Here is a 20,865-nt window from a genome sequence, read left to right on the forward strand (position 1 = left end):
TGACCGGCGGCCCGGCTGCAGGCGGTCGGTGGGGTGACGTGGCGTGGCTCAGCGGGCTGCCGGTACGCCGTTCGTGCCGGCGGGCGCCGGAGCCGGGACCTCGGCGGGGGTGACCGGGCGGCGGCGCAGGGCGTGGCGGAGGAGGGCGAGGCCCGCCAGGAGGGCGACCAGGCCGCACACGCCGTTCCAGCCGAAGGCGGAGTAGGCGCGCACGCCCAGCCAGGATCCGGCGCTGCCGCCGAGGAACGCGCAGGTCATGTACGCGGTGTTGAGGCGTGCGCGGGCCTCCGGGCGCAGCGCGAAGATGCGGGCCTGGTTGGCGACCTGGCCCGACTGCATGGCCACGTCGAGCAGCAGCATCCCCGCCCCCAGGCCGATCAGTCCGGCGGCGCCGCCCAGGCGGCCGGTCAGCAGGACGGCGGCGGCGACGATCGCGCCGACCATGCAGACCAGGTTCACGGCGTCGGGCCCGCGCCGGTCCGTGCGCCGGCCGGCGATCGGCGTGGCGAACATGCTCGCCGCGCCCACCAGGGCCAGCACACCCACGGCCGGGGTGCCCAGGTCGTAGTCGGGGCCGGTGATGTACAGGGCGAGCGCGGTCCAGGCGGCGCTGAACGCGGCGAACACCAGGACCTGGTACTGGCAGGAGCGCCGCAGCAGTGGTTCGGTGCGCAGCAGGTGCAGCGTGGCACCCAGGAGGGCCGGGTAGCGCTGGTCGGTGCTGGGCGTCGTACGCGGGAGCGCGGCGGCCATCGCCAGCGTCAGGACGAGCGCCAGGCCCGCCGCCACGAGGTAGGGGGCGCGCCAGCCCAGCCAGTCGCCCAGGGTGCCGGAGAAGGTGCGGGCCAGCAGGATGCCGCCGATCAGGCCCGACAGCAAGGTACCGGTGACCGCGCCGCGGCGCTCGGGCTCGGTCAGTCCCGCCGCCATCGGGATGAGGATCTGGGGCACCACCGTGGTCAGACCGACCAGGGCGCTGGCGACGGCGAGGACGGGCAGGGACGAGGCCGTCCCCGCCAGCACGAGCCCGGCGCAGGTGATCAGCAGCAGGGTGGTGATCAGTCCGCGGTGCCGCAGCCGGTCACCGAGCGGCACCAGCAGGAAGATGCCCGCCGCGTAACCGAGTTGGGCGCAGGTGACGACGACGGCCGCGGAGGCCGCCGACACGTGCAGGCTCTTGGCGATGAGCGGGCTGATCGCCTGCGGGAAGTAGATGTTGGCCACCGCGACGCCGCAGGCGAGGGAGAGCAGCAGGATCAGACGCCTGCTCAGCGTCGGCGCGACGGAGGAAGGAGGGCCAGCGGACACGACACACACCTCGACAAGGAAGGAGGGGGACGGAGGAGAACGGAAGAGAACGGAGACGGGAGGCGGCGGCAGAAGGCCGCCCACCCCCCGAACCGGTTTAACCGGTTCCCCGAAGGTACCAGTAAAACCGGTTCCGGAGTAGGGTGGTTTTCATGGCTCTCCCCCCCGCGCCCCCGGCACCGCGCTTCCGCAGCGGCGCCGGGCGGCTCTGCCTCGACTTCATGCGCACGCTCCGGCTGCGCGGCATGGACGGCGCCAGCGAGGAACTCCCGACCCCTCGGGCACTGGCCGCCTGGGTCGCCCAACTGGGGCCCTTTCCGGACGACGTGACCGTCCCGGCCCCGACGCAGGACGTGCTCGACCAGGCGCGGCGGCTGCGGGAGGCGGTGTACGCGCTGCTGACGGCGGCCCGCGGGGAGAGCCCCGCCGGCTGTTCGCCGGACGAGCGCGCCCTGTTGAACCGGGCCGCCGCGGGTTCGCCTCCCGTTCCGGTGCTCGGCGAGGACGGCTCGGTGACGTACACCGCCGGCGATCCCGTGGGCGCCGTCCTCACCGCGATCGCCCGCGACGCGCTCGACCTCGCGACCTCCGCCGCGCTGGAGCGGGTGCGGGCCTGCGCCGGACCGCGCTGCGCCGCGTGGTTCCTGGACACCTCACGCCCGGGCAACCGGCGCTGGTGCTCGATGGACGCGTGCGGCAACCAGGCCAAGAAGAACGCCTGGCGCAGCAAGCACACCTCGGCAGCGTCGAGTTGACCGTCCCGCACCATGCGTGACCACAGCGCGTCATACGGCGGCCGCCTCGGCCACCGCCTCCATGACGCGCGCGCACGCCACGGCGTCCTCCAGGCCCGCCGGCTCCCGGGGGTCCGACAGGAAGGCGGTCGTCGCGTCGCCCGCGGCCGGCGGTCGACGCGACTCCCGGAGGATCCCGTCCGCCGTCGTCAGCGTCAGGTCGCCACCGTCGACGCGCAGCGTTCCCCGCGTCCCCTCGAGCACCAGGCGTACGCCGCCCGGGTACGACGTCCACCCCGCGTGCAGGGTGGCCGGGACCGAGCCCCACTCCAGCAGGGCGGTGCCGCCGGCGTCCCCCGGCCCGCCCGTCGGCAGCGGGGACAGCGCGGCGGCGCGCACCCGGAGTGGGGCGTCGGGGCTGAGCCGGCGCAGCAGGTCCACCAGGTGCACACCGAGATCGGCGAAGGCGCCCCGGCCGCCCCACGCGGGGCTGAGCATCCACGCCGCGTCCCCGGCGAACAGGCCGTCCTGGAGCCCGGGATGGGTGAACCGGGCGTCGCACGCCACGAGCCGGCCGAGCCGGCCGTCGGCCAGGAACTCTGCGGCCCTGCACAGCCCGGGGGCACGGCGCAGGAACATCGCCACGGCGACCGGCACCCCGGCCGCCGTGAGCCGTCCGGCCAGGTCCTCCGCCTCGGCGGCGGTGGCCGCGAGGGGTTTCTCGACGAGGACCGGCAGTCCGGCCCGCGCCACGGCCGTGACCAGCTCCGCGTGCTCGGCGGTCGTGGAGCAGATCAGAGCCAGGTCGGCATCGGCAAGAGCAGCACCGGGCTCGGCCACCAGGGGAACGCGACACAGCCCGAGCGGTCCCGGTGCGCCTGGTGGCGAAGGGAGCCCTGGTGGTCCAGGCATCCCCAGGAGCCCCGATGCCCCGGGTGATCCGGATGGCTCGGGTGGTCCCGGTGGCCCTGGCAGACCATGTGGCCCCGTCGACCCCGGTGGTCCGGGTGGCACGGGTGGCCCCGGCGGCCCGGGCAGGCCGCGCGCTCCTCGCACCCCGGCGGCCCCGACAGGCGCGTCTGCTCCGAAGGACCCGTCGGCCCCCGCAGCCCCGGCGGCCCCACACGACGGGTCGGCCCTGAAAGACCCGGCTGCCCCGAGGAACCCTGCGCCCTCCACGGACCCGGCGGCCCCGCCGGGCAGGTCGGCCCCGCGGGAAGCGCCCGTCGGATGGCGCCCCGGGTACACGGCACACACCTCGGCACGGCCGGACAGCGCGTGCAGGTGGTCGGCCAGATGGGGATGCGCCGTGCCCAGGACCGCGACCCTCGGCCGGCGCGGAGCCCCGGCCGGAGCGCGGTCACCGGGCACGGACGGCTTCCTGGGCCACGGTGCGGACGAAGCCCCGGTCGACGTACACCAGTGCCTCGCGGCCGGCGGCGGTGACGCAGTCCAGGACCCGGCCGACCAGGATGCTGTGGTCGCCGCCGTCCACGACGTCGTGCATGCGGCACACGAGCCGGACCACCGCCTCCGGGACGCCCGGCAGCCCCCGCTCCAGGGGGACAGTGTCCCCGGCGGCGAACCGGTCGATGCCGGAGGTCGCGAAGCGCCGGGCGATGTCCGCCTGGTCGTGGGCCAGGACGTTGACCATGAAGTGGCCGGCGACGGTGAAGGCGGCGTGCGTACTGGCCTTCTTCCCCAGGCTGACCGTCACCAGGGGCGGGGCCAGGGACAGGGAGACGAAGGAACTCGCGGTGAAACCCCAGTGGCGACCGCTCTCGTCGACCGTGGTGGTGACGACCACGGGGCCGGGGACACGGGCCATGGCGCGAGTGAAGTCGAGTTCTTCGGCAGCGACGGACATGGGATACGACGCCTCCTCGGGCGTGACTCACGGTTGGGGCGGTGGAAGTGCGGTTCCGGCTCAGGCGGCGAGTTCCCGCGCGGTGAACGTCCGCAGCCAGGCTCGGAACTCCGGGCCGATGTCCTCGCGCGCGCAGGCGAGGCGGACGGTGGCGCGCAGGTACTCGCCGCGGTCACCGGTGTCGTAGCGATGGCCGGTGAAGACCACCGCGTGCACCGGGCCGGCGATCCCGGGATCGCGGGCCAGGATGCGCAGGGCGTCGGTGAGCTGGATCTCGCCGCCGCGCCCGGGTTCCGTCTTGGCCAGCACCTCGAAGACACCGGGATCAAGGACGTAGCGGCCGATGACCGCGAGGGTGCTGGGCGCGCGGCCCGCCTCCGGTTTCTCGACCAGGTCGGTCACCCGTACGACGCCGCCCGGGCCGGCGGGCTCGACCGCGGCGCAGCCGTAGCGGTGGATGTGCCCGGCGCCGACGTCCATCAGGGCGATGACGCTGCCGCCCAGTTCCTCGCGCAGACCGGTCAGGTGCGCGAGGAGGGGCTCGGCCGGGTCGATCAGGTCGTCGCCGAGGAGTACGGCGAAGGGCTCGTCGCCGACGTGCGGCGCGGCGCACAGCACCGCGTGCCCGAGGCCCTTGGGGTCGCCCTGGCGCACGTAGTGGACGGTGGCGAGGTCCGTCGCGGCGCGCACCAGGTCGAGCCGGGCGGTGTCGCCCTTGCCGGTGAGGACCGCCTCCAGCTCGGCGTTGCGGTCGAAGTGGTCCTCCAGGGCGCGCTTGCCACGGCCGGTGACCATGAGGACGTCGTCCAGCCCGGCGGCGACGGCCTCCTCGACCACGTACTGGATGGCGGGCTTGTCGACGAGGGGCAGCATCTCCTTCGGGGTGGCCTTGGTCGCGGGCAGGAAGCGCGTGCCCAGCCCGGCGGCCGGGATGACGGCCTTGCGGACGCGCGGCGATGGCGGGGGTGTGGCGGGCATGGGAGGTCTCCGCGTGGTCGGGGTCGGGCGGTTCGGGACGGTGGCGGGGTGGTGTGATGCCGAGGAGTGAGCCGGCCGGCTCCCGGCGCGCCGGCCGTTACGCGACGACCGCGGCCTGCGGCGAGTCGCCGGAGTCGGACGGCAGCGCGCCGCCACCGGCGTGCAGCACGGCGAGGAAGGAGCGGGCCCAGTGGTGGACGTCGCGTTCCCGGACGCGCTGCCGCAGGTCCCGCATCCGGCGGCGTCCCTGTGCCGGGTCCTGGCCGAGGGCGGCGGCCATGACGTCCTGGAGTTCGGCCGGATGGTGCGGATTGACCAGCAGTGCCCGGGTCAGTTCGTGTGCGGCACCGGCGAACTCACTGAGGACGAGTGCCCCGCCCAGGTCGGGGCGGGCGGCGACGAACTCCTTGGCGACCAGGTTCATCCCGTCGCGCAGCGGCGTCACGAGCATGACGTCGGCGGCGCCGTAGAGGGCGGCGAGTTCGGCGCGGCCGACCGTGGTGTGCAGATAGTGCACCGGGAACCGACCGACCTGCCCGAACGTCCCGTTGATCTGCCCGACCAGGGCCTCGGTCCGGGCGCGCTGGCGCCGGTAGTGCTCGACCCGTTCCCGGCTCGGGGTGGCGATCTGCACCAGGACGGTGTCCCGCGCGCCGGCCCGGCCGTCGGCCAGGAGCGCCCGGAAGGCGCACAGCCGCTGGTCGATGCCCTTGGTGTAGTCGAGCCGGTCGACGCCCAGCATGATCCTCCGGTGCTCGCCCAGCTGCCGGCGGATCTGCCGGGCTCGGTCCCGTACGGCCTTGCTGCGGGCCAGTTCCTCCAGGCCCGCCGTGTCGACGGAGATCGGGAAGGCACCGACGCGGACCTCCCGGCCGCGCACGAGCACGCGGCCCAGCAGGGACGAGCGGGAGGCGCGGCCCACGCTGCCGCCCCGGCGCAGCCGGCGCACCAGCTGCAGGAAGTTCTGGGCGCCGCCCGGCAGTTGGAAGCCGACCAGGTCCGCGCCGAGCAGGCCGTCCACGATCTGGTCGCGCCAGGGCAGCTGGAGGAAGAGTTCCGGCGGGGGGAAGGGGATGTGCAGGAAGAACCCGATCCGCACATCGGGGCGCAGGGTCCGCAGCAGCGCCGGGACCAGCATCAGCTGGTAGTCCTGGACCCACACGGTGGCGCCGGGTGCGGCCAGGGCGGCGGTGTGCCGGGCGAACCGCTGGTTGACCCGCAGATAGCTGTGCCACCAGGCCTGGTCGAAGTCGGGCGGCACGACCACGTCGTGGAACAGCGGCCACAGCGTGGTGTTCGAGAATCCCTCGTAGTAGTCCCGGTACTCGTCCTCGGCGAGGGGCACCGGGTGCAGCCGGATGTCCTCATCCGGCAGGGTGGGGCGGTCGCCGCCGTTGACGGTGCCGGCCCAGCCGACCCAGGCGCCCCGCCGGGTCCGCAGGATCGGTTCCAGAGCGCTGACCAGTCCGCCCGGGCTGCGCCGCCAGCGCGGTGCGTCCGCCTCGCTCGTGTCGAGGTGGACGGGGAGGCGGTTGGCTACGACGACGAAGTCCGCGTCGGACGCCGCGGGTGCCTGCCGGTGCTCGCCGGCGGTGCGACCGGGCCTTGGGGTGTCCACGTCCTGCTTCCCTTCTGCGGGGGCCGGACCCGGCGGACACGGCGGGGATTCGGGCGCCCGCCGGGCTCGGCAGCATGTGCGGGGGGATTGGTCTAGGTGTATTGCCCTGTGAGGTTGGGGACGCGGCTGGCGGGTGGTTGGCCTTTCAGCGCGGTGTGTCCGCGGTGGTGATTGTAGGTGTGCAGCCAGTCGGGGAAGGCGTCGCGTCGTTCCTGTTCTGAGCGGTAGGGGCGGGCGTAGGCCCATTCGTCGAGCAGGGTGCGGTTGAAGCGCTCGACCTTGCCGTTGGTCTGCGGCCGGTAGGGCCGGGTCCGCTTGTGGGCGATCCCGGCTGCTGCCAGCGCTTCGCGCCAGTTGCGTGAGCGGTAGCAGGAGCCGTTGTCGGTCAGGACCCGCTCGACGGTGATCCCGCACTCGGTGAAGTAGGCGTGGGCCCGCTGCCAGAAGCCGGTCGCGGTTTCCTTCTTCTCGTCGGCGTGGATCTCGCTGTAGGCCAGGCGGGAGTGGTCGTCGACGGCGGTGTGCAGGTAGCTGTAGCCGGCGTTCGCCCGGTTCTTGCGCCCCGCAGCCCGGCCGAGAACCTTGTGACCGCCGCCGTCGGGGATGTTGCCGAGCTTCTTGATGTCGACGTGGACGAGTTCGCCGGGCCGGTCTCGTTCGTAGCGGCGGATGACCCGGCCCGTCGCCCGGTCCAGATGGGCGAGGCGGGCCAGTCCGTAGCGGGTCAGGACGCGGTGCACGGTGGAGGGCACCAGATTCAGCAGGTGCGCGATGCGGGCCGGTCCCCACCGGCGCAGGAGCCGGACCTTGATGATGCGGCGCTCGGTGCGGGTCGGGGTGCGGCGCGGACTGTGGCGAGGGCGGCTGGATCGGTCGGTCATGCCCGCCTCGCCGAGCCGGCGGTAGCGGTCGGCCCACCGCTGGGCCGTGGTCGGCGAGACCTGGAAGCGTTCGGCGGCCCGGCGCAGGGGCCAGCCGTCCTCGACCACGCAGCGGGCCAGGCGCAGTCGTCCGGTCTCCGTCAGGGGTGCATTACGGTGGGGCATGAGGGCCTTTCGTTGCTTCGGTGGAGATGTCGCAATCCACACCGAACCGGAAGGCCCTCACCCGTTCAAGATCCCTCAGCCGAGACCTGGCTCACCCGTCCACAACCTCCCGAGACAGAACATCTAGGCGGCGCGGAAGTCGACGATCGTCTTCAGGTCGGTGGTGCTGCGGTAGTTCTTGAAGATCTCGACCAGGCCGTCGTAGTCGCCGAACCGGTGCACGGTGGACAGCAGGCGTTTGCCGTCGACGATGCCCGACAGCAGCATCTGCATGGCCGCCTGGATCACGTTCGCGGAGTGGTGCATCGGGAACGCGGTGACGTCGAAGGGCGAGGCGCTGATGTTGATGCCCTTGGCGAGCATCAGCCAGGTGTCGAACTTCTGCATCTCCTGGGATGCGCCGTACAGCACGTACCGGCCCTTGGGCTTCAGCCGCCGCATGGCCACCCGGCGGGGGTCCTTCTCCTCGTCGTCGACCTGGACGGTGGGCAGCGCGTCGAAGACGTAGTCGAAGGTGTTCTCGTCGACCTCCGCGATGAGTTCCTCGGGCAGGTAGGCGCGCTCGGAGAAGTGCTCCTCGGCGTGCCGGTTGCGCACCGGGTTGGCGTCGACGGACACCACCAGGTTCGGGGCGAGCAGACGCTTGATGACGCTGCCGGCGATGATGCCGATCGGTCCGGTGCCCATGATGAGGACCTTGTCGCCGATCTTCGGCGGGTTGGCGAGGATCGAACGCAGCGCGCCGGTGGTGGGTTCGATGAAGGACGCCTGCAGGTCGTCCAGGGCGTCGGGCACCTTGACGGCGGCGGCCCGCAGGTCGTCGCTGAAGTTCCGGTCGGCCCAGAACACGTCCTCCTTGATCTCCCCGGAGAAGATCGGGCGCAGCGAGCGGTACTCGGCGAACCCGCCGAAGTCGGTCTGCCCCCAGTACACGACCCGGTCGCCGATCCCTATGTCGGAACGGGTGAACTCCGGGCCCTTCTCGACGACTTCGCCGAGGTACTCGTGCCCGAGGATGATCGGGTACTCGGAAGGGAAGAGGTGCCCTTCGAAGAAGGAGATGTCGGTCGAGCAGATCGACACGCAGCGGGTGCGCAGCAGCAGTCCGTCGGCGGGTACGGCCGGGCGCGGCACCTCGGCGAGGACCGTCTGGCGCGGGGCTACGAGCTGAAAGGCCTTCATGGTCGGCATGGTTGTCCTTCCGGGCGGATCACGGTTTCGGTCAGGAGCGGGGCCGGGCGTGGGCCGGGTCAGCGGCGCATGGCGAGGCCGCCGCCGAGGAGGTACTGGCCGGTCATCTCGACGTTGGTCGGCGACAGGGTGATGTGCTTGGCGGCCGAGTGCGCGTCGCGGAAGTAGCGTTCGAGCATGCTGCTCGCGTACAGCGACGAGGTGCCCGCCACGGTGAACAGGCTGGCGATCGCCGCGCAGGAGAGCTCGGCCACGGTGGACGCGGCCAGCCGGACGGTGGCGCTCAGCGCGTCCCCGCCCGTCTCGCCGCACCGTTCGGCGTGCCAGGCGGCGTCCGCCAGCAGCAGCCGGGCGGCCCGCACCTGCGCCTCGGCCCGGGCGTACCGCTCCTGCGCGGTGTGGCTCGCCGCGAGCGTGGCCGTGCCGGCCATCGGCTTCTTGGCGGTGGCGAGCCGCTGGAACTCGCGCAGCGCGCCACGGGCAGCGCCGAGGACGGTCGACGACGACCCGAACAGGCCGAAGTCGTAGTAGCTGATGCCGTAGCCGCGGGACGGGCGTGTCGGGGGCGGGGCGAACATGGCCCGCTGGTCCACCGTGTACTGCTCGGCGACGAAGACGTCGTCGATCTCGTAGTCCTCGCTGCCCGTGCCGCGCAGTCCCAGGGTGTGCCAGTTGTCCAGCATCCGTACGGCGGACTTCGGGACGAACAGCATCCGGATCTCGGGGCCGTGCCCGGTGGGCCGCGGTGCGCCGCCGGCGGTGGTCCGGGCCGCGCACACCAGCCAGGCGGCGTGCGCCGAGCCGCTGGCGAAGCCCCAGCGTCCGCTGAGGCGGTAGCCGCCGTCGACGGCCTCGGCCGTGCCGGTGGGGTTGACCGATCCGACCACCAACTGGTCCTGCTCCAGGAACAGCTCGCGCGCCGCCGGCTCGGGCAGGTAGTCCGAGAGTCGGCCGATGGCGGCCTGCACGCCCATCTGCCAGGCGACGGCCGGGTCGATGCGGGCCAGCGCCTGCAGCACGTGCGAACCGGTCTCCAGCGACACCTGCGAGCCGCCGAGGTCACGGGAGACCAGCATGCGATGGATGCCGGCTCCCTGGAGCGCCTCGAACACCGGGAGCGGGGAGAACCGCTGCCGTTCGCCCTCCTCGCGCCACTTCTCGATGACGGGGGCGATCTCCTCGACGCGGGAGAGCCACTGAGCCGTCTGTGCCGGCACGGGCTTTTCGTCGATCAGGGCGAGAGGCTGCTCGCCGTCGTGGTTGTGTGCCATGCCCACCTCCTCGGGTCGCTCGGAGCGTAGGCAGCGCGAAGGCCTGTTCAATACGGGAACTCCGGTGCGGGAGAGCGCCGTCGAGGCCGCTCGTGCGCGTGCGCCCGCACAGCGGGAGCGGCCGGCGTCGAGGACGCCGGCCGCTCCGGGGAAAGCGCGTGTTCAGCTTGCTTGGTCGAGCACGGTGACGAACGACAGCCACAGGTCGATGTGCTGGTGCACGGCGGCGACCAGCACGGCCCTGCTGTGCCGGGGCACGGCCGCGAGCAGGGTCTGGGAACCGCCGTCCACCAGTGCGCGGTTGTCGAGCAGACGCAGCAGCCGCCGTCCCGGTTCCGAGAACCGCAACGAGGGGTCGCGGGCGAGGGCGGCGAGGGGGTCGGAGGCCGGGGTACGGCGCCGGCCCTGGGCCGGCGGGTCCTGGTCGCGGGAGGCCGCGTCGCGTCGGCCGTGGGCGACCGAGGCCAACGGGAGGGGCGCGGCCGGGGTACAGGTGTCCTTGCGTGCGACGGGGTCCTCGCCCCGCTGCACCCGGGCCCGCACGTCACGGGCGGTGCCCACGGACACCTGGGCGGCGGAGGCGATCTTCCGCAGGGACGCGTCCGGATGGTCGCGCAGGTAGACCGCGGCCCGCTGCCGTCCGGCGGACGGGTCCACCGGGCGCGCCCGTCCGTCCCGCCCCACCCGGGTGTTCAACTGGGGCCCGTCACCGGATGAACTGCGCCGGATCGCGGCGACCGTCTTCGTGGACAGCCCGGCCGCCTGGGCTATCGACCGGTTCGACCACTGCGGGTAGGCGGCCAGGATGCGGCGGGCAGCCGCGGTCCGCTCCTGCTGGGACAGTCGCCGCCCGTGGTGCAGATTGGCCTGCACGGCCTGGACGAACGCCTCCTCCTGGTCGCCGTCGAAGTAGCGCACCTCGACCTCGGCGCGCCCGGCGAGCAGTGCCGCCGTGAACCGGTGCATGCCGTCGATGACCCGCATCGTGCGCCGGCACACCAGGATCGGCGGCAGTTCCGGCAGCGCCATCAGTGACCTCGCGTAGGCGAGGTCGACCTCCCCGGCCCGGGGCGAGTCGGCGGGCGCCAGCGCCGAGAGGGGCACCCGCTCCGTCCGGGGCGCCGCTGAGCCGCTGCGCCCGGGAGTCGTCGGCGCGGTCATGGTCGGCCCTCCCGCAGGGCCCTGGCGACGGCGGTGAGCAGCTCTGCGACCCCGACCGGACCGGACACCCGCAGGTCGGAGCTGTTTTGGAGAGCCGTGACGACCTCGCCGGGGCACGCGGGCGCGCTGTGGACGACGAGGGCCGGTGCGCCGTGCGCGCGGCGGTCCGCCAGCATCCGGGCCACCGGGAGGTCGGCGAGGTCGTCGCCCGCGTACAGCACCGCGCGCACCGGCCGCTCGGCCAGGAAGGCGGCCAGCGCCGTGGCCTTGTCGACACCGGCCGGGCGCACCTCCAGGGCGAAGCGCCCCTTTTCCAGGCGCAGTCCGAGGCCGTCGGCCAGGGCACGCGCCGGCGGTTCCAGCAGCCGTAGGGCGTGGGCGGGATCCGGGCACGCACGGGTGTGCAGACAGAGGCTGTGGGTCTTGTCCTCGATCCGGGCGGGGATGCCGTGGCCGGCCACCAGCCGGTGCAGGCGGGTCCGTACCCGGGCCATCGCCGGATGCGGCGCGGGCGAGCGCAGTTCGCCGGTCGCCGAATCCCAGCGCTGCAGCCCGTAGTGGCCGAGCACGGTGACGGGCGGCTCGGCGGCACCGGTCCGCAGGCCGGCCGCGGCCACCACGTACCCGGCGGGGCGGCCTGTCACGATCACGACGCGCACGCCTCTTCGGGCCAGGGCGGTGAGCGCCGCCACAGCCCGGGGCAGGGGCCGCGCCGCCGCGGGGTCGGGCACGACCGGCGCGAGGGTGCCGTCGAAGTCGACGGCCACGACGGCCTGTTCCGGGGCGCGCAGCAGTGCCTCCAGCCAGTCGGCGCCCGAGGACGGAAGGTGCGCCGAACCGGCCGCGGCCAAGCGCCGTACCAGCGCTTCTTCCGGTTTCCGGGCAGGAGAGAACGAGGGCGTACTGGTCATGGGAAATGTCCCCCTGGATGTCCATGACGTGCGTCGAGCGGTACGGAACTGCCGGGAGCGTCACTGATCCGCGACTGGACTGTTCCGGGCCCGGGTGACGGTCGGCTGCGGGCAGCCGCTGGTCAACGGCGGAAGAAGAGGACGACGGCAGCGATCGGCTGCCGTACGGGCCGGGCCGGCCCGCGGCTCACCGCTGTGCGAAGAAGGGCCCTGGCGTGGACGAGCAGGTCGGGCTCGCGCCGTACCGGGGCCACCGGGCGACAGAGTCGGCTGCCCGGTACGTCGTCGTCCCCGGCCCGCCGTCCACCATGGTCATGCTGATGTACATGCTCAGACTTCCCCCGCCGTGCAATCACACGTGCCGCTGTGCACTGGCGAGTTCACAGGGTGGGCACGTCGATGGCCAGGCGGACTTGTGGCCGATTGGACGCAAGTGGCCACCGCACCGCCCTGCGGCGTCCGTCCGGCACCGCTGCCGCCATCGGGCCGCCGTTCGGCCACCCGGACGCGCCGGCCCGCGACGCCCTCCCTACAGAAACCCTGTGACCTGCGGTGACTTGAGGGTGTCGGGCCCGTGACGAAGGTTTCAAGCCGTTCGCAAAACGACTGTCACGATCCGTTGCGAGACTGCACGATGGGCACACCGAAACGGGGAGGAAGATTGTGGACAGCAGGCCACCGGGAGACGCCCAGCTCATTGACAGACCCGTCGCCCTCACCGCCAGGGCCTCCGACTTACTGGCCCGGACGGTCGGCACGCTGACCGCTCTGACGACCACCGAACTGGCCGAGGGCTACCGCATTCTAGCGGAGGCGGACGGGCCGATTCCGTTGGAGGGGGCGGATGCACGGCTGGGCGGCGAGGGGCGCAGCGCGCGTCTGCTCGCCATGGGTCTGGCCCACGTACTCCCGTACGACCCGCCGGTCCTGGCGGCCGCGGCGCCCGTCCCGGCGCTGGAGGCGGCGCTGGCCCAGAAGCAGCACGATCTCCACGCGCAGTACGACATCGTGGCCCGCGCGCAACGGGAGGCCGCGCAGATCCGCCAACTCACCGACCGGCAGGCGCAGGAGGGCTCCTCGCACCGGCTGGCGCGCGTGCTCACCGACTCCGACGACATCGCCGCGCTGTCCAACACCATCGGCACGGCGGCCACGGAGGAGCACCTGACGCTGGAGACCTTCCGTTACGACCTTCCGCTGACGGAGAGTTCCGCCCAGCCCCCTACGGCCGCCTCGGTCGCCCGCGGGGTGCGGCACCGGAGCATCTACGAGACCGGGTTCTTGAGCGACCCCGTGGGCTCGGCGATCGTCGAGCGCTGCGCGGCGGCCGGCGAGGAGATACGCCTGCTGCCCCGCCTGACCATGAAGATGAAGATCACGGACGGCTCGCAGGCCCTGCTGGCGCTCACCCCGACCGGCTCCAGCGTGGCCCTCCACCTGACCTCACCGGTCGCCGTGGACGCCCTGCGCCACTACTTCGAGCTGCTGTGGCAGGAAGCCCGGCCGCTGACGGCCCCGCCGTCCTCCTCGGGCGCTCTCGGCGAGCGGGAACGCCAGCGTCTGGGAATCGCGGCGCTGATGCGGCAGGGCCTGAAGGACGAGGCCATCGCCCGGCGCCTCGGTCTGACCCCGCGCACCGTACGCCGACGCATCAGCGAGCTGATGGAGGAACTCTCCGCCGAGACCCGCTTCGCCGCGGGCGTCGAGGCCCAGCGACGGGGCTGGTTCGACGACACGGGCGAGTAGACCCCGACGGCACGGGTCCGTGGGCCCCCGACGACGCGGGCGCGTGGGCGAGGAGAACGAGCGGACGGCCGGCGGGACGACGAGGTCTCAGCCGGCGTCCTCGAAATACGCGTCCAGCACCGCGTCCAGCTGCTCGTCCCACTCCTTGAAGCGGGACCTCGACGCCGCCTCGATCTCGATCGGGTACCAGCGGCGGTCCGGGGTGTGGACGGTGATCGTGAAGCGCTTGCCGAAGCGGGGGGACTCGGTCTCGACCGCGGCGATCTCGTCCCAGCGGAAGTCGCACCCCTCCTCGTCCAGGCGCAGGCGTACGCCCCTGCGGTCGGCCACGATCCTCGCGCGGCGATCGGAGGCCTCGAAGACCGGGCCGTCGTCCGGGCCGTGGTCGTCCGTGGGCTCGTCGGCATCCGCGGCCTGCGCGACCTCCGCGGTCCCCGCGGGCTTCTCGGGCGCCGCCGCGTCCCTCGGCCGGTCCGACGGCTCGTCCCGGTCCGGCACGGCGTCCGCCGGTTCGTCCGGCCCGGCCTGTGCCGGAACCGTGATTCCGGGGATGAACGCCGGGTCGAAACCGGCGCCCGTCACGGGCTCGGCCTTCAACGGCTGTGCTTCGGACGGCTTGCTGCTCGCTCCTGTGCGCTGCTCCACGGCGGCAGTATGGACGACTTCCCTGTGCCGGAACCAGTCACCCCGCCCGTCCCACCGCGTGCACCGGGTCAGCCCAGTACGGCGAGCGCGTCGATCTCGATCAGCAGGCCCCTGGGCAGACCGACGTACACCGTCGTACGGGCGGCGGGCGGCCGGGTGAGGCCCTGCTCCTCGAAGTACGCGTCGTAGATCTCGTTCATCTCGGCGAAGTGGTCCACATCGGTGAGGTGGACGCGGATCATCATCACGTCGTCCCAGCTCGCGCCGCCCTCCTGAAGGATCGCCTTGACGTTGGCGAGGGTCTGGAGCGTCTGTTCGCGCAGGGTGGGCCCGGCGGGCGTGGGAGGCTGCCCGTCGACCGCGGGCAGGAAGCCGACCTGGCCGGCGACCTGGAGCAGGTTCCCCTTGCGCACACCGTGAGAGAACTTCGCCGGCGGGGTGGTGCGGGTCTTCGGGGTGAGCGCGATCTTGTCGGTCATACGGTGTCCTTCACCGGTGTTCTTCCGGAGTACTCGCCGCTGATGGCGTCCGCGGTACGGCGGACCTGCGGGAGCAGCGCGAGGAGTTCCTCGGCGGTGACGACCACGCTCGGCGCGGACACCGACATCGCGGCGACCACCCGGCCGTCCGCGCCGCGGACGGGGGCGGCGACGCAGTTGATGGACTCCTCGTGGCCACCGAGGTCGGCGGCCCAGCCCTGTTCGCGCACCTTCTCCAATTCCCGCACGAAAGCGACGGCGTCGGGAGTGGACCGGGGCGTGTACTGGGGGTATTCGAGCTTGTCCGCGAGGGCGCGGCGCTCGGGTTCGGGCAGGTCGGCGAGGAGGATTTTGGCGACGGCGGCGACCGTGATGGCGACGGGCTTGCCGATCCGCGAGTACATGCGGACCGGGTAGCGGCTGTCCACCTTGTCGATGTAGAGGACCTCGCCCTCCTCGTACACGGCGAGGTGCACGGTGTGCCCGCAGGCCTCGCCCAGCCGTACGAGGTGGGGGTGGGCGATCTCGCGGATGTCGAGGTTCTCCATCGCCTCCTGGGCGAGGGCGAACAGGCGGGCGCCCAGGCGGTAGCGCTGGTCGGACTGGCGGTAGACCAGACCGTGTTCGTGCAGGGTGCGCAGCAGGCGCAGGGCCGTGGACTTGTGCACGCCGAGGCGTTCGGCGACCCGGCCGAGGTCGGCCGGTCCCTCGGCGAGGAGCGGCAGGATGCTCAGGGCGCGGTCGACGGTCTGGCTCATGGGGTGTTCGCCTCCTGTGCGGCCCGCGTCCAGCCGGGGGGTCGCTCCGCCCTTGCCCTGCTTGACGACGACCGTCGCCGGCTCGGGCAGCGCGTCGTGTGCCCGGCGGCGGCCAGCACACAGGCCACGTCGGACTCGGCGCCGCCGACGGCACGGTCGAAGGAGGGCACGTCGGCGAGGCGGCCCGGCCGGCCGGGCAGGAAGGTGACCATGGACTCGCCGAGCGCGACCACGTCCACGACGTTCCCGACCGTGGCGTTCCCGGCGCCAGCAGTGTCGTTGATGATGGCTCCTGTCCGAGGTCCGCAACGGGTCCGTTGACCCGGTGTCGGGGAGATGCTAGACACCGAATGACACTGTGTGCAATGACCGTTGCAGATGATGCAACGGCAGGAGAGGGGCTCCATGAGCAGCAGCGAAGCGCTCGTCCGGCTGGCCGGGGAACGCGTCGACCACCGCTTCAAGGGCCTCCCGCCGGACGCCGAGGGCCTCACCGTCGGCGAGCTGGCCGCCCAGCGTCGCAACCTCTTCACGGACGGCTTCCCGACCCCCGTCCTCGTCCTCTCCGCCGAGCGCCTGGAGCACAACCTGGCGCTCATGGAGACGTACATCGCCCGGCACGGCCTCGCCTTCGCCCCGCACGGCAAGACCTCCATGGCCCCGCAGCTCTTCCACCGCCAGATCGGGCACGGAGCCTGGGGCATCACGCTGGCGGTGCCCCACCAGGTGCGGGTCGCCCGGGCGTTCGGCATCCGGCGGGTGTTCCTCGCCAACGAACTCGTGGACGCCGCCGCGCTCCGCTGGATCGCCGGGGAGCTGGCCGACGATCCCGGTTTCCGGTTGATCTGCTACGTCGACTCCGTGCACGGCGTCGAGCTGATGGACCGCGCGCTCGAGGGCACCGCACGGCCCGTGGACGTCGTCGTGGAGCTGGGTGCCGGCGAGGGCGCGCGGACCGGTGTGCGCACGGAGGCGGAGGCGCTGGCCGTCGCCGACGCGGTGGCCGGCAAGCAGACGCTGCGGCTCGTCGGGGTCGCGGGGTACGAGGGCGAGGTCCCGCGGGCCGACGCGGAGCGGGTGCGGTCGTATCTGCGGCGGCTGGTCGCGCTCGCCGTCGCCCTCGACGAGGCCGGGCACCTGGAGGACGCGGAGGAGATCGTGGTGAGCGCGGGCGGCAGCGCCTGGTTCGACGCGGTGGCCGAGGTGTTCGCGGAGATCCCCGCTCTGTCCCGCCCCGTGCTGAAGCTGCTGCGCTCGGGGGCGTACGTCTCGCACGACGACGGGCACTACCGCAGGATCACGCCGTTCAACCGTGTCCCCGAGGAGGGTGCGCTGGAGCCCGCGTTCCGGCTGTGGGCGCAGGTCGTCTCCCGTCCCACCCCCGAACAGGCCTTCGCCAACGCGGGCAAGCGCGACGCGGCCCACGACCTGGACCTGCCCACCGCCCAGGTGGTACGCCGAAGAGGGGTGGAACGCCCGGCGGACGGCATCACCGTGACCGGCCTGTCCGACCAGCACGTCTGGCTGCGCACGGGCCCCGGCGCGGACCTCGAGGTCGGTGACTGGATCGGCCTCGGCCTCTCGCACCCGTGCACGTCGTTCGACAAGTGGCAGCTGATCCCGGTGTCCGAGGCGGACGGGACGGTCGTCGACTACATCCGCACCTTCTTCTAGAGCCAGAGAGGTACCGGCCGTGGAGCAACTCGTCATCCGGGACGCCGACGTCGTCGACGGCAGCGGCGAGCCGTCGTACCGGGCCGATGTGGTGGTCGACGGCGGCCGGATCGTCTCGATCGTCAAGGAGGCCGCCGCGGCCGGCTGCCAGCGTCCGCGCGCCATGCGGGAGCTGGACGCGGAGGGTCTGGTCCTCTCCCCCGGCTTCATCGACATGCACGCCCACTCCGACCTCGCCCTGCTGCGCGACCCCGATCACGGCGCGAAGGCCGCGCAGGGCGTGACGCTCGAGGTCGTCGGCCAGGACGGGCTGTCGTACGCGCCGGTGGACGACCGCACGCTGGACGAGGTCCGGCGGGCGATCACCGGCTGGAACGGGTACGGCGACGACATCGACGTCGACTGGCGGACGGTGGGCGAGTACCTCGACCGGCTCGACCGCGGGATCGCCGTGAACGCCGCCTGTCTCGTCCCCCACGGGACGGTCCGCGCGCAAGTCGTCGGCTGGGAGGACCGCGCGGCCACCCCCGGAGAGCTGGACCGGATGCGGCGGCTGGTCGCCGAGGGGATGGAGCAGGGCGCGGTCGGGCTGTCCTCGGGGCTGACGTACCCGCCCGGCATGTACGCCCCGGACGCGGAACTGACCGAGCTGTGCCGGGTGGTGGCGTCGTACGGCGGCTACTACTGCCCGCACCACCGCTCCTACGGCGCCGGCGCCCTCGAGGCGTACGCCAGGACGATCGCCCTCGCCCGGGCGGCCGGCTGCCCGCTGCACCTGGCGCACGCGACGCTGAACTTCGGTGTGAACCGGGGCCGCGCGCCCGAGTTGCTGGCCCTTCTGGACGAGGCCCTCGACGCGGGCGCGGACATCACCCTCGACTCATACCCCTACACCCCGGGCTGCACCACCCTGGCCGCGCTGTTGCCGAGTTGGGCGAGCGAGGGCGGCCCGGAGAAGATCCTGACCCGGCTCACCGACCCGGCGACGGCCGCGCGGATCCGGCACGACCTGGAGGTCACCGGCTCGGACGGCTGCCACGGCGTGCCGGTGGACTGGGGGACGATCGAGATCTCCGGGGTCACCGACCCGGCGCTCGGCGATTTGGTGGGCCGTACCGTCCGGGAGGCGGCCGGGCCGCACGGCGAGGCGCCCTGGGAGACGGCCCGCCGACTGCTGGTCGAGGACCGGCTCGGTACGACGGTGCTTCAGCACGTCGGCCACGAGGACAACGTCCGCGCGATCATGCGGCACCGCACCCACACCGGTGGCTCCGACGGCATCCTCCGGGGCGCCAAGCCGCACCCGCGCGCCTACGGCACCTTCCCGCGCTATCTAGGCCACTACGTACGGGAACTGGGGATCCTGTCCCTGGAGGAGTGCGTCGTCCACCTCGCCTCCCGGCCCGCGGCCCGGCTGCGGCTGCCGGACCGGGGGCTGGTGCGCGAGGGGTACCGGGCCGACCTCGTGCTGTTCGACCCGGAGACGGTGGCGCCCGGCGCGACCTTCGCCGAGCCGCGCAGGCTGCCCATCGGGATCCCGTACGTCCTGGTCGACGGCCGGTTCACCATCGAGGACGGGAAGCGGACGGACGTGCTCGCGGGCCGGTCCGTCCGCCGTACGGGCGTCCGACACTAGGCGTGTTTCGAAAGTAGCGTCGTCCGCCCGGAGGGCGGGGTCCGCGGCGTCTGGTGCGGTGCATCGCAAGGCGGAGGGTCGTCCTCGTACCGGGCGTACGGGGCCGATCCCGACAACGCGGCGAGGTGCCGTGCCAGGCGTCGCGGACCAGACAGGACTTTCGAAACACGCCCTAGGCCTGTCCGACCATTCGCGTCGTTGCGCGAAGGGCGGCCGCACGGCGTCAGGTGCGTGCTCTGCCGTGCCGGCCCCAGGCCCTCGTACTGTGGACGTGCTCGGGTCCGGGGCCGGTGCGGCGAGTGGGGGCACCTCCCACGCCCCCGGGCAGTGGGAGGTGCCGGGCCTCGCGCGGCAGACGGGAATTCTCGGACACGCCCTCCAGCGCCCCGGCAGGCAACGTCTGCCCGTCAAGGAGCGGCCTCGGGTGCGTGCTGTCGGCGTGCCGGCCAGAAGCCCTCGTACCGGACGTACGTGGGCTTCCGGTCGGTGCGGCGAGTGGCACCTCCCACGCCCCCAGGCAGTGGGGGAGCGTGCCGGGCGTCGCGCGGCAGACGGGAATTCTCGGACACGCCCTCCAGCGCCCCGGCAGGCAACGTCTGCCCGTCAAGGAGCGGCCTCGGGTGCGTGCTGTCGGCGTGCCGGCCGGAAGCCCTCGTACCGGACGTACGTGGGCTTCCGGTCGGTGCGGCGAGTGGCACCTCCCACGCCCCCAGGCAGTGGGGGAGCGTGCCGGGCGTCGCGACGGGGCGAACGTTGCCTGTTGGGCCACTAGGGCTTGGGCAGGGTGCAGCCGGCGGCGCTCAGGTCCAGCTTGTTGCCCGTGCCGAAGCAGGCCGGGATCTGATACGTCTCCTCGGCGTAGTTGATGCCCTGGTGGACGGTGACGTTTCCGCTCTCGTCGACCTCGCAGGGGTTGTCCACCGTGCAGGTCTCGCCGTCCTCGTTGCCGGTGTTGTTGACGGCTACGACCTTGCCGGTGCTGGTGTCGACGACCGGGGAGCCCGAGGTGCCGCCGATCGTGTCGCAGGCGGAGGTGTAGCGGACGGAGTCCTTCCAGGTCCAGTCGCCCTCCTTCAGCCGGTACACGAACCCGTCGATGCTGCAGCTGTAGGTCCGCTTCCAGTAGCCGGAGACGACCTTGATGGCGGTGCCGGCGATGGGGTGGGTGTCGTTCACGGTGAGCGGGCTGATCCCGTACGCGCTCTTGATCTGCGCGTAGGTGGTGGTCAGCCGGTAGATGGTGACGTCGGTGTCCGTCATGGTCGAGTAGACGACCTGGTTGGCGCGCAGGGTCGCGACCCGGCTGCCGGAGGCGTTGAGCAGGCCGAAGCTCCGGCTGGAGGACTGGCCGGTGATGACCTCGCCGGGGTCGGGGAAGCCGGTCTCCAGGCAGTGGCCGTTGGTGAGCACGAGCGCGGGGTCGCTGTCGGCGGAGCCGGGGAAGCGGATGACCGAGCCGGAGCAGTTGCTCAGCGCGACGGTGCCGGCGTACGAGACGGTCACCGCGGCGCGCCCGGCCGTGTGCGGTGCGGCGACCGCGGGGGCGGCGCCCAGCGCGGCCAGGGCCAGCGAGGAGAGTGCGGCAAGGAGAGGCTTGTTCATGTGGGGGTCCCCTCTCACGACGTGCGCGACCGGAGATCTTCCGGCCGCCGTCGCTTGTCATGCGCATTGTCAGCATCGGAGGGGGGTGGGGGCAAGAAGGCGGGCCGGGCCGTAGGGGTTTCCCTGTGCGCCGGGCAACTCCTATGGAGAAACGGCGACTTGACAGTCCCGGAGGGCCTGGGTCGCTGCCTGCGGCTCCGGCTTCTTGACGACGGCGCCGAACCGGGCCGGGAACCCTCA

18 protein-coding genes and 1 pseudogene are annotated in these 20,865 nt (G+C 72.9%); 4 read left to right on the forward strand and 15 right to left on the reverse strand.

From position 1 onward, the window contains the following. Positions 1-48: 48 nt before the first annotated feature. Positions 49-1,308 carry an MFS transporter gene (locus AC5WRT_RS02835; protein WP_496094537.1) on the reverse strand — a complete coding sequence of 420 codons (1,260 nt, stop codon included), beginning with the start codon at positions 1,306-1,308 and terminating at the stop codon, positions 49-51. 152 nt (positions 1,309-1,460) lie between these two features. Between AC5WRT_RS02835 and AC5WRT_RS02840 the strand changes: the two genes are divergently transcribed. After that, on the forward strand, positions 1,461-2,063 hold the full coding sequence (locus tag AC5WRT_RS02840; protein ID WP_496094538.1) for a CGNR zinc finger domain-containing protein: 603 nt from the start codon (positions 1,461-1,463) through the stop codon (positions 2,061-2,063). A gap of 30 nt (positions 2,064-2,093) precedes the next feature. Here the strand turns inward: AC5WRT_RS02840 and AC5WRT_RS02845 are convergent, their stop codons facing one another. From AC5WRT_RS02845 to otsB, 9 genes are all read right to left on the reverse strand, one after another. Continuing rightward, positions 2,094-2,882: a Gfo/Idh/MocA family protein gene (locus tag AC5WRT_RS02845; RefSeq protein WP_496094539.1), complete on the reverse strand. Its 789-nt coding sequence runs from the start codon at positions 2,880-2,882 to the stop codon at positions 2,094-2,096. A 520-nt stretch (positions 2,883-3,402) separates the two neighbouring features. Further along, positions 3,403-3,909, reverse strand: a complete 507-nt coding sequence (locus AC5WRT_RS02850) for a flavin reductase family protein (RefSeq protein ID WP_496094540.1) — start codon at positions 3,907-3,909, stop codon at positions 3,403-3,405. Positions 3,910-3,969: 60 nt separating this feature from the next. Further along, entirely contained in the window at positions 3,970-4,887 is a 918-nt protein-coding gene (galU, locus tag AC5WRT_RS02855) for a UTP--glucose-1-phosphate uridylyltransferase GalU (RefSeq protein WP_496094541.1), read from the reverse strand. A 97-nt stretch (positions 4,888-4,984) separates the two neighbouring features. Next, a complete protein-coding gene (locus tag AC5WRT_RS02860; RefSeq protein WP_496094542.1) occupies positions 4,985-6,505 on the reverse strand; it encodes an alpha,alpha-trehalose-phosphate synthase (UDP-forming) in 1,521 nt (506 codons plus the stop codon). A gap of 92 nt (positions 6,506-6,597) precedes the next feature. Next, entirely contained in the window at positions 6,598-7,551 is a 954-nt protein-coding gene (locus tag AC5WRT_RS02865; RefSeq protein ID WP_496099899.1) for an IS481 family transposase, read from the reverse strand. 123 nt (positions 7,552-7,674) lie between these two features. Next, positions 7,675-8,742: a zinc-dependent alcohol dehydrogenase gene (locus AC5WRT_RS02870; protein WP_496094543.1), complete on the reverse strand. Its 1,068-nt coding sequence runs from the start codon at positions 8,740-8,742 to the stop codon at positions 7,675-7,677. Between the two features lie 59 nt (positions 8,743-8,801). Next, a complete protein-coding gene (locus tag AC5WRT_RS02875) occupies positions 8,802-10,013 on the reverse strand; it encodes an acyl-CoA dehydrogenase family protein (protein WP_496094544.1) in 1,212 nt (403 codons plus the stop codon). A gap of 162 nt (positions 10,014-10,175) precedes the next feature. Next, positions 10,176-11,174: a ParB/RepB/Spo0J family partition protein gene (locus AC5WRT_RS02880; protein ID WP_496094545.1), complete on the reverse strand. Its 999-nt coding sequence runs from the start codon at positions 11,172-11,174 to the stop codon at positions 10,176-10,178. Then, complete coding sequence (gene otsB / locus AC5WRT_RS02885; protein ID WP_496094546.1) at positions 11,171-12,085, reverse strand: trehalose-phosphatase; 915 nt, start codon at positions 12,083-12,085, stop codon at positions 11,171-11,173. Before otsB ends, AC5WRT_RS02880 begins: the two co-directional genes overlap by 4 nt. Positions 12,086-12,748: 663 nt before the next feature. On the opposite strand from otsB, the gene AC5WRT_RS02890 reads away from it, so the two are divergent. Then, complete coding sequence (locus AC5WRT_RS02890) at positions 12,749-13,831, forward strand: helix-turn-helix transcriptional regulator (RefSeq protein ID WP_496094547.1); 1,083 nt, start codon at positions 12,749-12,751, stop codon at positions 13,829-13,831. Positions 13,832-13,918: 87 nt separating this feature from the next. On the opposite strand, the gene AC5WRT_RS02895 is transcribed toward AC5WRT_RS02890, so the two are convergent. The 4 genes and pseudogenes from AC5WRT_RS02895 to AC5WRT_RS02910 all read right to left on the reverse strand — a co-directional run. Beyond that, positions 13,919-14,476: a hypothetical protein gene (locus AC5WRT_RS02895; protein ID WP_496094548.1), complete on the reverse strand. Its 558-nt coding sequence runs from the start codon at positions 14,474-14,476 to the stop codon at positions 13,919-13,921. Between the two features lie 68 nt (positions 14,477-14,544). After that, positions 14,545-14,955: a RidA family protein gene (locus AC5WRT_RS02900; RefSeq protein WP_496094549.1), complete on the reverse strand. Its 411-nt coding sequence runs from the start codon at positions 14,953-14,955 to the stop codon at positions 14,545-14,547. Further along, positions 14,952-15,713 (reverse strand): IclR family transcriptional regulator, encoded by a 762-nt coding sequence (locus AC5WRT_RS02905; protein ID WP_496094550.1) that lies wholly within the window; start codon positions 15,711-15,713, stop codon positions 14,952-14,954. The genes AC5WRT_RS02900 and AC5WRT_RS02905 overlap by 4 nt, the downstream gene beginning before the upstream one ends. Before the next feature lie 77 nt (positions 15,714-15,790). Continuing rightward, positions 15,791-15,997: pseudogene (locus AC5WRT_RS02910) on the reverse strand (sugar kinase); the annotation flags it as partial. A 121-nt stretch (positions 15,998-16,118) separates the two neighbouring features. Here AC5WRT_RS02910 and AC5WRT_RS02915 point away from each other — a divergent pair. Beyond that, on the forward strand, positions 16,119-17,387 hold the full coding sequence (locus tag AC5WRT_RS02915) for an amino acid deaminase (protein ID WP_496094551.1): 1,269 nt from the start codon (positions 16,119-16,121) through the stop codon (positions 17,385-17,387). A gap of 19 nt (positions 17,388-17,406) precedes the next feature. Further along, positions 17,407-19,023, forward strand: a complete 1,617-nt coding sequence (locus tag AC5WRT_RS02920; protein ID WP_496094552.1) for an N-acyl-D-amino-acid deacylase family protein — start codon at positions 17,407-17,409, stop codon at positions 19,021-19,023. A 768-nt stretch (positions 19,024-19,791) separates the two neighbouring features. Here AC5WRT_RS02920 and AC5WRT_RS02925 read toward each other — a convergent pair. After that, positions 19,792-20,625, reverse strand: a complete 834-nt coding sequence (locus AC5WRT_RS02925; RefSeq protein WP_496094553.1) for a S1 family peptidase — start codon at positions 20,623-20,625, stop codon at positions 19,792-19,794. Positions 20,626-20,865: the final 240 nt, after the last annotated feature.

It is taken from the genome of Streptomyces sp. NTD91 (assembly GCF_059510455.1).

What these genes read in the sequence shown, in the direction of transcription:
- AC5WRT_RS02875 (WP_496094544.1), bottom strand. Translation starts at nt 10,013, where the DNA reads ATGGCACACAACCACGACGGCGAGCAGCCTCTCGCCCTGATCGACGAA.
- AC5WRT_RS02840 (WP_496094538.1), top strand. Translation starts at nt 1,461, where the DNA reads ATGGCTCTCCCCCCCGCGCCCCCGGCACCGCGCTTCCGCAGCGGCGCC.
- galU (WP_496094541.1), bottom strand. Translation starts at nt 4,887, where the DNA reads ATGCCCGCCACACCCCCGCCATCGCCGCGCGTCCGCAAGGCCGTCATC.
- AC5WRT_RS02870 (WP_496094543.1), bottom strand. Translation starts at nt 8,742, where the DNA reads ATGCCGACCATGAAGGCCTTTCAGCTCGTAGCCCCGCGCCAGACGGTC.
- AC5WRT_RS02880 (WP_496094545.1), bottom strand. Translation starts at nt 11,174, where the DNA reads ATGACCGCGCCGACGACTCCCGGGCGCAGCGGCTCAGCGGCGCCCCGG.
- otsB (WP_496094546.1), bottom strand. Translation starts at nt 12,085, where the DNA reads ATGACCAGTACGCCCTCGTTCTCTCCTGCCCGGAAACCGGAAGAAGCG.
- AC5WRT_RS02900 (WP_496094549.1), bottom strand. Translation starts at nt 14,955, where the DNA reads ATGACCGACAAGATCGCGCTCACCCCGAAGACCCGCACCACCCCGCCG.
- AC5WRT_RS02925 (WP_496094553.1), bottom strand. Translation starts at nt 20,625, where the DNA reads ATGAACAAGCCTCTCCTTGCCGCACTCTCCTCGCTGGCCCTGGCCGCG.
- AC5WRT_RS02865 (WP_496099899.1), bottom strand. Translation starts at nt 7,551, where the DNA reads ATGCCCCACCGTAATGCACCCCTGACGGAGACCGGACGACTGCGCCTG.
- AC5WRT_RS02905 (WP_496094550.1), bottom strand. Translation starts at nt 15,713, where the DNA reads ATGAGCCAGACCGTCGACCGCGCCCTGAGCATCCTGCCGCTCCTCGCC.
- AC5WRT_RS02850 (WP_496094540.1), bottom strand. Translation starts at nt 3,909, where the DNA reads ATGTCCGTCGCTGCCGAAGAACTCGACTTCACTCGCGCCATGGCCCGT.
- AC5WRT_RS02915 (WP_496094551.1), top strand. Translation starts at nt 16,119, where the DNA reads ATGAGCAGCAGCGAAGCGCTCGTCCGGCTGGCCGGGGAACGCGTCGAC.